Annotated in this window: 1 protein-coding gene; it reads right to left on the bottom strand. The window is 62.2% G+C overall.

Translation table 11 applies throughout. From position 1 onward, the window contains the following. Positions 1-259 (bottom strand): GMC family oxidoreductase N-terminal domain-containing protein (locus SB772_RS42675; protein WP_410838854.1); only part of this gene is annotated, 259 nt, incomplete at both ends.

The following is a 259-nucleotide window of genomic DNA, read 5'->3' as shown; positions in this document are numbered from 1 at the left end:
ACGGCACCCGCCGAAAGAATCACTTCCCGCTTCGCAGTGAAATGGCGCGCACTGCCGTTCTGCTTGACGACGACGCCCGTCGCGCGCCGGTTCGCGTCGAACAGCACCTGCGTGACGAGTACTTCACGCTCGACCGTCAGGTTCTTGCGATTGAGCACCGGGTGCAAGTACTCGAAGCTGCTCGACGAACGCTGGCCATTGCGCGTGTTCACGTCGTAAATGCCCGCGCCTTCGAACTGCGCGCCGTTGAAGTCGTCAG

It is taken from the genome of Paraburkholderia sp. SIMBA_030 (assembly GCF_046535245.1).
In the GTDB taxonomy this organism is placed as follows: domain Bacteria; phylum Pseudomonadota; class Gammaproteobacteria; order Burkholderiales; family Burkholderiaceae; genus Paraburkholderia.
The sequence above is the reverse complement of the archived record's forward strand: the minus strand, read 5'-3'. Positions and strand labels throughout refer to the sequence as shown.